This is a genomic window from Streptomyces sp. NBC_00075, assembly GCF_045041225.1.
Lineage (GTDB): Bacteria > Actinomycetota > Actinomycetes > Streptomycetales > Streptomycetaceae > Streptomyces > Streptomyces adonidis.
In genome coordinates this window covers 7232023-7244172 of the sequence record NZ_CP108243.1, presented here as the reverse complement: position 1 = coordinate 7244172, position 12150 = coordinate 7232023, and the positions used below count along the sequence as shown (strand labels likewise).

Sequence of the window (12150 nt, the reverse complement as noted above, 5' to 3'; positions counted from 1 at the left end):
GGAAGGGGCCGGACGGATGGGGGACCGGGGCTCAGGCCGCGCGGGCGAGCAGGTGCTGCACGAGGGCGATCAGCGCTCTCGCGGACGACTTCGGGTCCCGGGCGTCGCAGTAGACGACCGGGGTGTCGGGCAGCAGGTCGAGGGCCTCACGGATCTCGTCCTCGTCGAACTCCCCGCCCTCCCGGTCGAAGGTGTTGACGGCGATGGCGTACTCCAGGCCGTACTTCTCGACCAGGTCGATCACCGGAAACGTTTCGGCCAGCCGGGACGGGTCGACCAGGAGCAGGGCTCCGAGCGCGCCGCGGGCCATGTCCTCCCACAGCTGCATGAAGCGCTGCTGACCGGGCGTACCGAACAGGTACAGCACCAGTTCCTCGCTCAGCGTGAGCCGCCCGAAGTCCAGCGCGACCGTGGTCGTCACCTTGTCCGGCGCACCCTTGAGGTCGTCCACGTGGGCGGACGCCTGCGTCATCTTCTCCTCGGTGCGCAGCGGGGTGATCTCCGACAGCGAGCCGATGTACGTGGTCTTGCCCACCGCGAAGTGCCCTACGACAAGGATCTTCGCGGTGGTGGTCACCGCGTCTGAGACGTAGATCGTCTCAGCCGTAGAGGGATTCGAGTCCATGCAGCACCTTTTCGATGATTCCTCTGTCGACGGACTGGGCGCGTGGGGGCGCGGCACGGCGCAGGAGATGACCCTGTTCGAATAAATCGGTCAGCAGGAGACGGGCGACGCCCACCGGGAGCGTCAGGTGTGCGGCGACCTCCGCGACGGAGAGGTAGCCGCCGCCGCACAGGTCCCAGATGGCCCGTACCTCGGGGCTGGCGCCGAGCGGCAGTTCCCGTTCGGGGGCCAGCGTGACCAGGGTGTGCAGGGACAGGTCATCGGCGGTCGGCAGCCGCCGCCCGCCCGTGATGACGTACGAGCGGACGAAGTCGCTGGTGACCGTGACCGGAGCTTCCTCGCCGTGGGCGTTCATGCGTCCGCACCGGCGTTCTGACGCGGCGGGGTGGTCATCGCCTTGCCGAGCGCGCCCACCTGCTGCTGCATCCGGAAGGACATGGCCTCCATGTCGACGTCCAGCGCGGCCGACACGGCGAGGTAGGCACCGCTGCCCGCGGCGATCAGGAAGATCCAGCCGCCGTCGTACTCGATCAGGGTCTGCTTCCACAGACCGCGTCCGGAGCCGACGAAGGGGGCGACGGCCCGGCTGAGGGACTGCATCGAGCTCATCGCGGCGGCGTTGGTCTCCGCCTCGTCGCGCTCGATGTCACTGGACCGCTCCAGCAGGAGGCCGTCGGCCGATACGAGGATCGCGTGACGGGCGCCGCGGACTTGCAGCACATCGTTCAGCACCCACGACAGATCGGGATTCACTGGTCCTGTGGTCCTTCCATGGTGGTCGTATCCCGCCCAAGCAGCGTTCCGCGCTGGAACGCACCGATACGTGAGGCCGTCACCTCTGTGTTGAACTCCGGCTCGGCCGGCTCCGGCGGCGAGGGCACCACCGCGACCGGGCTGCCGCGCCGCCGTCGCTTGGGCAGGCCACCGGCCGTCGTCCCGATCGGACGCGGCGGTCCGCCGGGCGTGGCCACCGGGGTCAGCCGCTGCGGGGCGGCCGAAGGAGCCTCGGGCGCCTGGGGTTCGGCCTTCGCGGCACCGCCCTCGGGCTCGGGAACGTCCGTCGTCAACAGGTTCTCAGGCAAGAGAATCACCGCCCGTACGCCGCCGTAGGGGGACACCGAATCGACCGAGACCTTGAAGCCGTACCTGGTGGCGAGCATCCCGGACACGGCGAAGCCGAACTTCGGCGGGTCGCCGAGGCTCGTGATGTCGACCGGCGCCTGCGGGGAGAGCAGGACGGTGGCCCGCGCCTTCTCCTCGGTGTTCATCCCGAGGCCGGCGTCGTCGACGATCAGGCAGACCCCGGTGGGTACGGCCTGGATGTTGATGTCGACGCGGGTGCCGGGCGCGCTGTAGTTGGTGGCGTTGGCGAGCAGTTCGGCGAGGACGACCGCGACGGGCTCGACGGCCCGGCTGGCCACCGAGACGTTCACCTGGGTGTTGATGGTGACGCGGTCGAAGTGCTTGATGCGGCCCTGGGCACTGCGGGCCACGTCGTACACGGAGGCGGTGGACTCGCGCCGGCCGAGCCAGCCGCCGCAGAGCACCGCGATGCCCTGGGCACGGCGGCCGAACTGGCTGTTGGTGTGGTCGATCATCATCAGGTCGCCGAGGACCTGTTCGTCGTCGCCGTAGCGGCGCTGCGACTTCTCGATGATGAGCTGCTGTTCGTCGGCGAGGACCTGGAGCGTCCGCATCGCGGACTTCAGGACGGCCTTGGTGTCTTCCTCCGCATCCTTGCGCACCGCGGCGAGGTCGCCCGCGTGCTGCGCGTTCAGCTGGGTGTATTCCGCATAGAGGCGGTCGCGGTCGCTCTGCGCGGCTTCGCGGGCGCTCTGCAGGTCGTTGCTCTTCCTGCGGAGGGCCATGTTGGTTCTGCGGGCCCGCATCACTGCGACGACCGCAGCGACCAGGACCACGAGCAAGATCCACAGCAGTGGATCCTGGATCAATGACGTCATGAGACTCTCTTCAAGTCGCCTTGCGACAGGAGCAGTTGCAGTCCGTTGGGTCCGGCCTGGAACACGGGCCCAGCCCGGTGGCGAACCTTACCGGCGGACCAACTCAGCCACTCCTTCGCGATGGGGCCCTTAGAGACTGTCCCCCGTGCGCGCGGCACGCCTCAGCCTACTGAAAGTGGGATGATCTTAGCAGTCAAGAGAGCGTCAAAAAGGTTCCGCTTACGCTCACTTGGAGACCTTCACACAGCATTCGCGAACGGGTCCACGACAGTTATGGACCCGATACCGTTCGGGCACGCAAAGGCCCGCTCCCCGTCATCCGGGAAGCGGGCCAAGGGTGTTGGAACGGTCAGGCTGCGTCGGCGTCCACCTCGCACCACACGCGGAGCCGCTCGTCGACGAGCCGCTCGGGATACTCCACGCCGGTCTCGAAGTGCTCGGGGAGCCGCGCGAGACGGCCGTCCGCCCCTACGAAGGTCCGCAACACGTTCTGGGTCTGCTGCCGCTTGCTCTGGTCGGCCTGGTCGGATGCCATGCCTGAGGTTAACCCGTGCGCTTCGAAAAGGGTGACGCCCGGCCCGACGCCGTTACCAGGCGTGAGCGGGCGCGTTGTAGGGGAAGTGCGGGCGCGAGTCGAGCGCCCGTGCTCATCGAACCAAAGGAGAACGTGATGTCTCGCATCGCGAAGGCTGCCGTCGCCGCTCTCGGCACCGGTGCCGTGGTGCTCGGCGGTGCCGGTATGGCCACGGCTGACGCGGGTGCCCAGGCCGAGGCCGTCGGCTCGCCCGGCGTCCTGTCCGGCAACGTCCTGCAGGTCCCGGTCCACGTGCCCGTCAACGTGTGCGGGAACTCGGTCAGCGTGATCGGTCTGCTGAACCCGGCCTTCGGCAACACCTGCGTCAACGTCAGCGACGACGACCACAAGGGCAACCCCGGCCCCGGCGGCTACGGCAGCTGACCCGTCGTACGCAAGCACCGGAAGAGCCCCGACGGTCCCACCGTCGGGGCTCTTCCGCATGCGCCGGAACCTGCCAGGACCCGTCAGGCGTACCGATAGATCCGGCTGTGGTCCTCCAGCTGATCCGGTGTCACGTCCCACGGCGGCAGCGACTCGTGCCGGGCGACGACCCGGCCGCGCTGCGCGTCGCCGAACCCCGGCGGCCGCTCGGGCAGATAGCGCGCACCGGAGCCGTGCCGGCGCTGCCAGCGCGACCAGCACAGGTCGACGAAGGCGTGGTGCAGCCAGAACACCGGGTCGTTGACGGACGCGCCACCGACCATGTGCCCACCGACCCACCGGTGGACGCGGTTGTGGTTGCGCCAGGAACCGGGGCCACGCCCGCTCCCCCACCCTTCGAGCCTGTTGCGGAACCCCTTCGCGGACGTCGAGTTCCACGGCGACACGTCGTAGACGGGATCGTCGAGGGCCCGGTCCAGGTCCAGCTTGGTCGGCAGCGTGAGCGGCTCGCGGGCGCGGCCGAGATCGCGGGTGAGGAACTCCCCGTCGGTGACGCTCTCCTTGATGGTCCAGTCGCCGTGGTCGTAGGCGAACGGCCCGCTCATGACCCGCTGGTCGGAGGCCCGCCCGGTCCCGCCGAGCAGATCCTCGCTCCAGGGCACCCCGGCCGCCGTACGGTCCCGGGTCCAGTCCCAGTACGGCAGCGTCACCGACGGGTCCACCCGCTGGAGGGCCTCCTCCAGGTCCAGCAGGAACCGCCGGTGCCAGGGCAGGAAGGAGGGCGCCATGTGCGCCGTACGCAGCCCGTCCTCGCCGTCGGAGACGTAGTACTCGATGTGCGTGCGCACGAACTCGTCGTACTCGCCCCGCCGTTTGATCTCCATCAGCGCCCCGACGAACCGCCGCCGCTCGCTCCGCGTCAGCGTGCTGACGTCCTTACGCGTGTACGCCACGACCGCCCCCTCCCTCGACCGTCAACCGCCGTCCGGGTCCCAGCTCGTCGACGGCGGCGCGGGCCGCCTCCAGGGGTGTGGGGTACGAGCGGTAGTGGTCGACCATGCTCAGATACGTCCCGTCCGCGCGCCGCATCAGATGCAGGGGCCGCCCGTCCACGGTGACGTGCCACCGCCCGCCGCCGGGCGTGCCCATGGCGTGCGTCATGTGGTCGGCGCCTGCCCTCATGCCCCGCAGCCGACGGCCCCGGTACGTCTCGTCGAAGGACGACGCCTCGTCGCCGCCGGGCTCCCGTCGGGGCCACGCGGCGGCGACGACCGGGACCACGGCCAGGGCGAGGGCCGACACGCACAGGGCGCGCAGCGCGTCCCGCCGCGTTCCGGAGCGGGCGGGGGGACCCGCCGGGCCCCGGGGCACTCTGCTGACGAACAAGACTCTCGCCTCTCTCCTGGTTCCGTTCGTTCGGTGATGCGACCGCCCGGTCCCAGCGCGTCCGGCTCGTCAGCCCGTGGACTACAGCGAGCCGAGTCCCAGGGCGCCCGTCGGGGCCGTCTGAAGCAGCGGGGTGAGTACGGCGGCCTGGGGCTCCTTGAGCGTGGGCAGGCCGAACACCTCGGGGTTGGGCGCGGTCAGCGGGGTCTCCACGGACAGGCCGGGGGTCAGGGTCCGCAGGTCGGCCGCGGGGAGGCTGACGGAGGCCTCGTCGAAGCCCTTCCCGAGCACCTGCGGCAGCGGCGTCTCGGCCGACAGACCGGGCAGCGCGGCACCGAGCGGCACCTGCGGCAGCGCACTGGCCGGGATCATCTGGCCCTCGACATAACGCGGCCCCTCGGGCACGCCCGGCGTCAGCAGGGGCAGTTCGCCGCCGACCTTGGGCAGGTTCACGTTGAGGGACTTCTCGACGCCGTCCAGCGGTACGGGTACGGGGACCGTGTCGGCCGCGACGGCGGGGGCCGCGGCGCCCACCGCCGCCGCCACGCCGGTGAGGACGGCGGCGGCAAGGGTTCGAGTGGTCGACTTCATGGCAAGTACGGTCCTTTACAGGAATCGGGGGAGTTCGTCCGTACCGCGTAACGATCCTGAGAACCGCATCAGCTCAAGATTCCCCCGAGTGGTGCATTAGTCGTCAGATCAGCCCGGAGAGCGGCCCCCGCCTTCGGCCGCTCGCCGTTCGGCCGCCAGTCGTCAGCTGCGCAGGCTGCGGGCCGGGAGGATGACGTGGGCGGCGGCGGTGAGGGTCTCCTCGGCGCCCGCGAAGGCGGCCAGGGCCTCCGGCTCGACGGCCTTGCCGGGCTGGGCCTCGGGCCAGGGGCGGGTGGTGAACACCAGGTAGGCGAAGCCCCGTTCGCCGACCGCGGTGAGCCACTCCGGGGGCGGGGTGCACTGGGCGTTGAGCTGCGGCATGTTGACGACGGCCGTACCGGCCTCGACGAGCAGACTGACCGGCAGGCTCGGCCGGGTCGAGCCGTCGACGATGTCGCCGCCGACCGGCAGACCGGTGTTGGCGAGGAGCTGCTCGACGGCGACCGCCGAGGCCTCCGGGCCGCCCTCGCCGTCCCCGAGGGAGTAGGCGAGGAGGTAGGGCATGTCGCCGTCGGGGGCGTCACCGCTCCAGGCCATGACGACGAGCGTGCCCAGGTCGGCGATGCGGAAAGGGCGCGTTTCGCTTGAGGTTGAGGTCACCGCGGAACCCTATCGACGGGAATTGGCGCGGCCGGCCGTGTTCTCACTCGACCGGGGGATTTCCCGCCGGTATCCACACGAAAGAGGGACGGGCTCGAACAGCGCGAAGGACCGATTCCGCGCGCCGGAATCGGTCCTTTCAAGACTCGCGTCAGCCCTGGAGGGGGAGGCCGCCGAGCAGCCCGCCGTTCGAGTTGAGGGCGGTCGTCGCGCCCTTCACCGTGCTGAGCACCGAGTCCTTGTTCTCGGTGTCGAGCGCGTTCGACTGGTGCTGGAGCGGCTGCAACTGGTCCACGTCGAGGGGGCCCTTGGTGAGCGTGTTCACAGCGCCGTTGAGGCTGGTGGGCGTGAGGTCGGCGGTGTCGTAGGCGAACGCGGGGGCGGCAGCTCCGGCGATGACCAGGGACCCGGCAACAACAGCGGCAGCCTTCAGGGACTTCATCATGTTCCTTTCTTCGGGAATTCTGTCGCCGTGTCTAACGAGCCCCGGTGAGGACGGAAACCCCATACGCAGAAAATTTCTGCGGCCCACACCATCCCCGAAAGACGAAATACGTCTCAAAGGATTGACGCACGGGCCGCAGAAATTCCGTCGGCACCCCTAGCTGGCCGGCAGTCGCAGGGGCGGTACCGGGACCGGCAGCGGCGGCACCTCCGCCGGCAGCTTGGGCAGCGACGGCAGTCCGGCCAGGTCGGGCGCCGGCAGTCCGCTGCCGAGCAGCGTGGCGGCGACGAGACCGACGAGGCTCGTCACCACCCCGGTGACGGCCGGGACGACGTTCGCGACATCGCCGGACGTGACCGCCGTGAGCAGCGTGTCGACCGCCTTCTGCAACGCGGTGAGCGCGTCGCCCTTGATGTCGAGCGGCCCCTTGACCGCCTTGCCGTCGGTGAGGGGCGCCGGAAGCGTGGAGTAGATCGGCAGCGGAGGCGCCGTCGGAAGCGCCGGGGTCGTCGGCAGGGCGGGAGTGGTGGGCAGCGCCGGAGTCGTGGGAAGGGCCGGAGTCGCCGGGACCTCCGGGGTCGCCGGCAGGTCCACCGGCGGGGTGACCGGTACCGGTACCGGGGCCGGGGCCGCCGCCGTGGCCGCGGCGATGGCCGCCTTCACCGCGTCGACCAGCTTCGTCGCCTCGTCCAGCGGCAGTTGGCCGTTGTCCGCCTTGAGTACGGCGTTCAGCAGATCGGTGACCGGCTTGACCACGCCGCCCAGGTCGCCCAGCGCCTTGACCTGCGCGAGGAGCGCGTCGGCGTTGGGGACGGGAGCCTGGGAAGCCGCGTGGCCGCGCTCGCGGGCCGCGTCGCCGTCGTCCGCCAGGGCGGCCGGTGCGCCTATTCCGATCAGGAGGGTGGCGCAGAGAGCGGTGGACGCGATACGCCGTGCGGGCAGAGCGCGCATGGAGGTTCCTTTCGATGGTGCGGTGGAGCCGTGACGTGCCGGACAGATGTGTCCACCGTCAGATCCACCGTTGCCACCTGCAACCGGTCCGGCATTCGCCGCCGCCATTCGGAGCAAACACCTCGAAGCGAACGCCCGGAACGCGAACCGGCCGCCCTCCCCGGAAGGGAGAGCGGCCGACAGAAGGGTCCGCGCCGACTTACGTCAGTCGTTGACGCAGGTGTTGCCGAACGCCGGGTTCAGCAGACCGATGACGTTGACGGTGTTGCCGCAGACGTTGACCGGAACGTGGACCGGGACCTGGAGGACGTTGCCCGACAGGACGCCCGGGGAGTGGGCAGCGGCGCCGTGCGCGTCGCTGTCGGCGGCGGCGACACCGGCGGTACCCGCCACGGCGGCGACGGCAACGGAGGAAAGGGCGAGGCCCTTCGCGATACGCGACATGGAGAAGTGCTCCTTGGGAGTTGTCACAAACATCCGGGCGGGGATGCCCGGCGCTGTGTCAACGCGTGGCGCGCGCCCGGGTTGTGCCGCCAATGGGGTGATCTCTCGGATCGCCCGGGCACACGATTCCGACACAGTCTCCATGAATCACCAATAAATACGCATAGCGGCTAGAGTGACTCACCTTCCGCCAGCCGCCCCAAAGCCACCCAAAAGGTCGACCGCCACCCGGAATCCGTCGCGTGAAACAGACCGGGGACGGATGCGGCACATAAGTGATGTCCACATTTTCTGTCCGTCGGTCCACGACCTTTTCCCCGAAAGGGCAACGCCGGTCATGCGTATTTCCCCGGGTCTTCTGCTGCGCCGTGCGATGGTGGGCGTCTTTGTCCTCGCCGCGATCTGCACTCCGGGAGGTACGGCGACGGCCGAGCCCGCCAAGGAGGCGGCGCGTCTCCCGTTCGCCCCGCGCTACCGCGCCCTCCAGCACGGCGGGATCGTCCGCGCGGCCAACGCGTCCATCAGTTGCCGCGCCACCCTCGGGACCTGCGCGGGCGTCCGCAAGGGCGAGCAGCTCACGACGGCGACGGGCGGCGCGAAGGCGGCGGTCAACGGTGACTTCGACATGTTCTACGTCGATGTCGACAGCGATCCGAACACGTACAACTCCAGCCGTGCGGAGGTCCGGGTGCCGCAGGGCGGGCGGGTCTCGTACGCACGGCTGTACTGGGGCGGCAATCTCAAGGTCGGTGAGCAGAAGCCGCCGCAGGACAACGGGCGGGTGCTGATCGCCGAGCCCGGCGGCGAGTACAAGGATCTGCTCGCGGACTCGGTCGTCGGGCACCGGGTGGCGCGCGGCGCCGACGCCTTCCAGGCCTCCGCCGATGTCACGAAGCTGGTCCGGGAGAGCGGTTCGGGGCTGTACACGGTCGCACAGGTCAATGTGGCCATGGGGAAGTCGGCGGCCGGGGCGTGGGGCGGCTGGACGCTGGTCGTGGCGTACGAGAAGGCGGCCGAGCCGCTGCGGCACCTCGCCGTGTGGGACGGGTTCGACACGCTGGAAACCCGTGAGGGTGACGTTCCGTTGGTCCGGTCGGCCGAACTGAAGTTCCCGGCCGGCGCGAACGGACGGGCGGGCCTGGTCGCCTACAACGGGGACCGCGGCAGCCCCGGCGACTCCCTGACGGTGTCCGTCGCGGGGCGCACGACCGTGCTCGGGGACGCGGCCAACCCGGGCGACGACGTGCTGAACTCCACGATCGGCGGCGCCGCCTCGGAGCGCGTTCCGGCGTACGCGAACACCCTCGGCTACGACTCCGACGTGTTCGAACTGGGTACGGCGCTGCGGCGCGGTGGTGACCAGCTGGCCTTCCGGCTCGTTTCCCAGCGGGACGCGGCGTGGGCCGGCGCACTTTTCGTGGCCGTCGACGCCCGGCAGTAGCCGAGGCGCGTCCAACGCCGCCACCCGTGAGCGAGGAAACCGCGCATGCAACTGTCAGCACCCGACGCCCGGCCACGGGTCCTGCACATCACCCAGCCGGTGGACGGCGGGGTGGCCCGGGTCGTGACGGACCTGGCGCGGGCCCAGCTCGCCGCCGGTCTGGACGTCACGGTCGCCTGCCCGGACGGCGGTGAACTCCCGGCGCGACTGCGGGCGCTCGGCGCCGGCGTACGCCCCTGGCACGCGACGCGCGCCCCGGGGCCCTCCCTCGCCGGTGAGGTATGGCGGCTCGGGCGACTGGTCGGGGCGGTGCGGCCGGATGTCGTGCACGCGCACAGCGCGAAGGCCGGGCTCGCCGCCCGGCTGGCGGTACGGGGGCGGGTGGCGACGGTGTTCCAGCCGCACGCCTGGTCGTTCGAGGCGGTCGGCGGGTCCACCGCGGCCCTGGCGCTCAAGTGGGAGCGGTGGGGGGCGCGTTGGGCCTCCCGCGTGGTGTGCGTGAGCGACGCCGAACGGGCCACCGGGGTACGCGCCGGTATCACCGGGCAGTGGCGGGTCATCCCGAACGGGATCGATACGCAGCACTTCCGGCCTGCGGCCCAGAACCCCGTACGGGCCGGGATTCCGCTGCTCGCCGCGGTCGATCCGGGTGCTCCGCTGGTCGTGTGCGTGGGGCGGCTGTGCCGGCAGAAGGGGCAGGACGTGCTGCTCCGGGCCTGGGGCGAGATCGCGGAACGGGTGCCGGGGGCGCGGCTCGTGCTCGTCGGGGACGGGCCTGACGCCGGGCGGCTGCGGGCGCTCGCCCCGGACTCCGTGCTGTTCGCGGGGGCCGTCGCCGATGCCGTCCCCTGGTACCGGGCCGCCGATCTGGTCGTCCTGCCCTCGCGCTGGGAGGGCATGGCGCTGGCGCCGCTGGAGGCGATGTCCTGCGGGCGGCCGGTGGTCGTCACCGATGTGGACGGCGGGCGCGAGAGTCTGCCCACCGCTCTCGCACCGCGCTGTCTGGTGGCGGCCGAGAACCCCGCCGCGCTGGCCGGAGCCGTCACCGAACTGCTGCTCGACCCGCCGCTGCGTGAGTCGCTGGGCCAACTGGGGCGTCGGCACGTCCTGTCCGCGCACGACGTACGGCACACCGCCGAGGCCGTCGCGGGCGTGTACCGCGAGCTGATCACCGCGCACGCCGTGCCGCCCGTGCGCGCCGAGTACAGGGAGTCCATCCACTCGTGACTGCGGAAAGTACCGTCCCCTCCCCCGGCGGAGGGCCGCGGGAGCACGGATTCTCGACCGTGTCCGCCGTATCTGCGTCCGCCGTCTCGGTCATCCCGCCCCGCGGGTCGGCCGGCGGCTTCAGATTCCCGGCCGGCCGGCGTCCCGCGCCCCGGCCGGCCTCCCCGCTGCCCCTGCTCGCCGTCGACAGCAGCGCCGCCCTGCTCGGCGTCCTGGCGCTGACCGAGCCCCTGCGCCACCCCCTCCTCGTCGGCGCGCTGCTGCTCGGTGTGGTCGTGCTGAACACGCGCGCCTCGCTCTACCGGCCCGAGTCCGTGCCCGCGTTCCTCGACGAACTGCCCGCCGTCTGCGGCCGGATCGCGATGGGCTGGCTGGCTCTCGCCGCCCTGGTCGGGGCGTACGCGCCCGCCGACGCGCTGTCCGCGCGGACCCTCCTGCTGGGCTGTGCGGTGCAGGCGACGGCGAGTGCGCTGGGCCGCGGGACCGTCCATCGGGTGCGGCGCCGGGCGCTGCTGCGCCGCCCGCACACGGCCCTCGTCATCGGCCCGGCCGGCACCGCCCGGCGCGTGGCCGCCGCCTTCCTGCGCCACCCGGCGTGCGGGGTACGGCCGGTGGGGCTCGTCACCGACCACCCGGACGGTGTGGCGGGCCTGCCCGTGCTGACCACCGGCGAGGAGGTCGAGCGGGCGCTGATCCAGAACGGTGTCCGGGCCGTGCTCGCCGTCCATCCCTCCGTACGGGCCGAACAGGGGCCGCTGCTGCGGGCGTTGGCCGAGTCGGGCTGCACGGTGTGGGAGATCGACGCCGAGTCGCCCTCGTACGAGAGCGCCGAACGGCTCGCCGGGTTCTCCTGCCGGCGGCTCGCGATACTGCCGGACCGGCCGGGCAGCATCGGCAAGCGCATGCTCGACGTGGTGGTCTCGGGGACTCTCCTCCTGCTGGTCTCGCCGATGCTGCTGCTGTGCGCGGTCGTGCTGCGGCTGACCGGCGGGCCTGGGGTGGTCTTCCGGCAGGAGCGCATCGGCATGGACGGGCGGCCCTTCACCCTCCTCAAGTTCCGCACCCACCGCCCGGTCGACGAGATGGAGGCGGCGACCCGCTGGAGCGTCGCCGACGAGCGGCGCATGAACTGGTTCTGCCGCTTCCTGCGCCGGACCTCGCTGGACGAGCTGCTCCAGCTGTGGAACGTCCTCTGGGGCGACATGAGCCTGGTCGGGCCGCGCCCCGAACGCCCGTACTTCGTGGGGCAGTTCAGCCAGACCTACCCCGGCTACGCGGCCCGCCACCGGATGCAGACCGGGATCACCGGGCTCGCCCAGGTGCACGGTCTGCGCGGTGACACCTCGATCGAGGACCGCTGCCGGTTCGACAACGCCTACATCGACAACTGGTCGCTGTGGCAGGACATCTGCATCCTGCTGCGCACCGCCGCCGCGCTCGTCCGACCGACAGGAAGTTGAG

At 71.2% G+C, this 12150-nt stretch carries 16 protein-coding genes; 4 read left to right on the top strand and 12 right to left on the bottom strand.

Annotation, left to right across the window (positions count from 1 at the left end; translation table 11 throughout):
- Positions 1–31 precede the first annotated feature (31 nt).
- The 5 genes from OG787_RS31770 to OG787_RS31750 all read right to left on the bottom strand — a co-directional run bounded on the left by OG787_RS31770 (position 32) and on the right by OG787_RS31750 (position 3121).
- On the bottom strand, positions 32–625 hold the full coding sequence (locus OG787_RS31770) for a GTP-binding protein (protein ID WP_405537391.1): 594 nt from the start codon (positions 623–625) through the stop codon (positions 32–34).
- Positions 600–980 carry a DUF742 domain-containing protein gene (locus OG787_RS31765; protein WP_235478569.1) on the bottom strand — a complete coding sequence of 127 codons (381 nt, stop codon included), beginning with the start codon at positions 978–980 and terminating at the stop codon, positions 600–602. The genes OG787_RS31770 and OG787_RS31765 overlap by 26 nt, the downstream gene beginning before the upstream one ends.
- Positions 977–1378 (bottom strand): roadblock/LC7 domain-containing protein, encoded by a 402-nt coding sequence (locus OG787_RS31760; RefSeq protein WP_105973205.1) that lies wholly within the window; start codon positions 1376–1378, stop codon positions 977–979. The genes OG787_RS31765 and OG787_RS31760 overlap by 4 nt, the downstream gene beginning before the upstream one ends.
- The gene (locus tag OG787_RS31755) at positions 1375–2586 is read right to left on the bottom strand and encodes an ATP-binding protein (protein WP_369036111.1); all 1212 of its coding nucleotides are present in this window, start codon (positions 2584–2586) and stop codon (positions 1375–1377) included. Before OG787_RS31755 ends, OG787_RS31760 begins: the two co-directional genes overlap by 4 nt.
- Before the next feature lie 349 nt (positions 2587–2935).
- Complete coding sequence (locus OG787_RS31750; RefSeq protein WP_369036110.1) at positions 2936–3121, bottom strand: hypothetical protein; 186 nt, start codon at positions 3119–3121, stop codon at positions 2936–2938.
- Positions 3122–3256: 135 nt separating this feature from the next.
- Between OG787_RS31750 and OG787_RS31745 the strand changes: the two genes are divergently transcribed.
- Entirely contained in the window at positions 3257–3544 is a 288-nt protein-coding gene (locus OG787_RS31745; RefSeq protein WP_369036109.1) for a chaplin, read from the top strand.
- Between the two features lie 83 nt (positions 3545–3627).
- Here OG787_RS31745 and OG787_RS31740 read toward each other — a convergent pair whose 3' ends face one another.
- The 7 genes from OG787_RS31740 to chpG form a co-directional block, all read right to left on the bottom strand.
- Entirely contained in the window at positions 3628–4497 is an 870-nt protein-coding gene (locus tag OG787_RS31740) for a tyrosinase family protein (RefSeq protein WP_369036108.1), read from the bottom strand.
- Positions 4481–4930 (bottom strand): tyrosinase family oxidase copper chaperone, encoded by a 450-nt coding sequence (locus tag OG787_RS31735; protein WP_369036107.1) that lies wholly within the window; start codon positions 4928–4930, stop codon positions 4481–4483. Before OG787_RS31735 ends, OG787_RS31740 begins: the two co-directional genes overlap by 17 nt.
- An 81-nt stretch (positions 4931–5011) precedes the next feature.
- Positions 5012–5521, bottom strand: coding sequence for a hypothetical protein (locus OG787_RS31730; protein WP_369036106.1), 510 nt, complete (start codon positions 5519–5521; stop codon positions 5012–5014).
- A 162-nt stretch (positions 5522–5683) separates the two neighbouring features.
- Entirely contained in the window at positions 5684–6181 is a 498-nt protein-coding gene (locus OG787_RS31725; protein ID WP_369036105.1) for a DUF5949 family protein, read from the bottom strand.
- A gap of 151 nt (positions 6182–6332) precedes the next feature.
- Complete coding sequence (locus tag OG787_RS31720) at positions 6333–6623, bottom strand: hypothetical protein (RefSeq protein ID WP_369036125.1); 291 nt, start codon at positions 6621–6623, stop codon at positions 6333–6335.
- A 159-nt stretch (positions 6624–6782) separates the two neighbouring features.
- Positions 6783–7577: a hypothetical protein gene (locus tag OG787_RS31715; protein ID WP_405537388.1), complete on the bottom strand. Its 795-nt coding sequence runs from the start codon at positions 7575–7577 to the stop codon at positions 6783–6785.
- Between the two features lie 204 nt (positions 7578–7781).
- Positions 7782–8021, bottom strand: coding sequence for a chaplin ChpG (gene chpG, locus OG787_RS31710; protein ID WP_369036103.1), 240 nt, complete (start codon positions 8019–8021; stop codon positions 7782–7784).
- Between the two features lie 337 nt (positions 8022–8358).
- Between chpG and OG787_RS31705 the strand changes: the two genes are divergently transcribed.
- Genes OG787_RS31705 through OG787_RS31695 form a run of 3 tightly spaced genes read left to right on the top strand, consistent with a single transcriptional unit; the run spans position 8359 to position 12149 of the window.
- The gene (locus OG787_RS31705) at positions 8359–9462 is read left to right on the top strand and encodes a DUF3344 domain-containing protein (protein ID WP_369036102.1); all 1104 of its coding nucleotides are present in this window, start codon (positions 8359–8361) and stop codon (positions 9460–9462) included.
- 45 nt (positions 9463–9507) lie between these two features.
- Positions 9508–10689, top strand: a complete 1182-nt coding sequence (locus tag OG787_RS31700) for a glycosyltransferase (protein WP_405537386.1) — start codon at positions 9508–9510, stop codon at positions 10687–10689.
- Positions 10686–12149 (top strand): exopolysaccharide biosynthesis polyprenyl glycosylphosphotransferase, encoded by a 1464-nt coding sequence (locus OG787_RS31695; protein ID WP_369036100.1) that lies wholly within the window; start codon positions 10686–10688, stop codon positions 12147–12149. Before OG787_RS31700 ends, OG787_RS31695 begins: the two co-directional genes overlap by 4 nt.
- Position 12150: the final 1 nt, after the last annotated feature.

Excerpts from the sequence above, each read along its gene's own strand:
- OG787_RS31730 (WP_369036106.1), bottom strand. The coding sequence starts at position 5,521 with ATGAAGTCGACCACTCGAACCCTTGCCGCCGCCGTCCTCACCGGCGTG.
- OG787_RS31765 (WP_235478569.1), bottom strand. The coding sequence starts at position 980 with ATGAACGCCCACGGCGAGGAAGCTCCGGTCACGGTCACCAGCGACTTC.
- OG787_RS31750 (WP_369036110.1), bottom strand. The coding sequence starts at position 3,121 with ATGGCATCCGACCAGGCCGACCAGAGCAAGCGGCAGCAGACCCAGAAC.
- OG787_RS31770 (WP_405537391.1), bottom strand. The coding sequence starts at position 625 with ATGGACTCGAATCCCTCTACGGCTGAGACGATCTACGTCTCAGACGCG.
- OG787_RS31700 (WP_405537386.1), top strand. The coding sequence starts at position 9,508 with ATGCAACTGTCAGCACCCGACGCCCGGCCACGGGTCCTGCACATCACC.
- OG787_RS31755 (WP_369036111.1), bottom strand. The coding sequence starts at position 2,586 with ATGACGTCATTGATCCAGGATCCACTGCTGTGGATCTTGCTCGTGGTC.
- OG787_RS31745 (WP_369036109.1), top strand. The coding sequence starts at position 3,257 with ATGTCTCGCATCGCGAAGGCTGCCGTCGCCGCTCTCGGCACCGGTGCC.
- OG787_RS31715 (WP_405537388.1), bottom strand. The coding sequence starts at position 7,577 with ATGCGCGCTCTGCCCGCACGGCGTATCGCGTCCACCGCTCTCTGCGCC.
- OG787_RS31705 (WP_369036102.1), top strand. The coding sequence starts at position 8,359 with ATGCGTATTTCCCCGGGTCTTCTGCTGCGCCGTGCGATGGTGGGCGTC.
- chpG (WP_369036103.1), bottom strand. The coding sequence starts at position 8,021 with ATGTCGCGTATCGCGAAGGGCCTCGCCCTTTCCTCCGTTGCCGTCGCC.
- OG787_RS31720 (WP_369036125.1), bottom strand. The coding sequence starts at position 6,623 with ATGAAGTCCCTGAAGGCTGCCGCTGTTGTTGCCGGGTCCCTGGTCATC.